The organism is Psychrobacter proteolyticus (genome assembly GCF_038155145.1).
Taxonomy (GTDB): domain Bacteria; phylum Pseudomonadota; class Gammaproteobacteria; order Pseudomonadales; family Moraxellaceae; genus Psychrobacter; species Psychrobacter proteolyticus_B.
Window position 1 is genome coordinate 1 of record NZ_JBAKAY010000103.1, and the last position, 226, is coordinate 226.

The following is a 226-nucleotide window of genomic DNA, read 5'->3' on the forward strand; positions in this document are numbered from 1 at the left end:
GCACAACAAAAGCTAGGTGTAACTGTCAGTGTTGCTAATCCATTTACTAATATCACTATTGCACCAAATATTGATAATGAGCAATTGGCTATTGATGCTCCAAGTATAATGGCTGCATGCGGTCTTGCGTTGAGGAGCTTTGACAAATGGCTCGTATTAACCTGTTACCTTGGCGACAAGAAGAACGTGAACGTCGCAACAAAGAGTTCATCACTATAGTAGTTGC

1 protein-coding gene is annotated in these 226 nt (G+C 41.2%); it reads left to right on the forward strand.

Features of this window, described 5'->3' with window-relative positions:
• The coding region (pilM, locus tag V6252_RS13140; RefSeq protein WP_341610742.1) for a pilus assembly protein PilM at positions 1-219 on the forward strand (219 nt) is incomplete at its 5' end.
• Between the last annotated feature and the right edge of the window lie 7 nt (positions 220-226).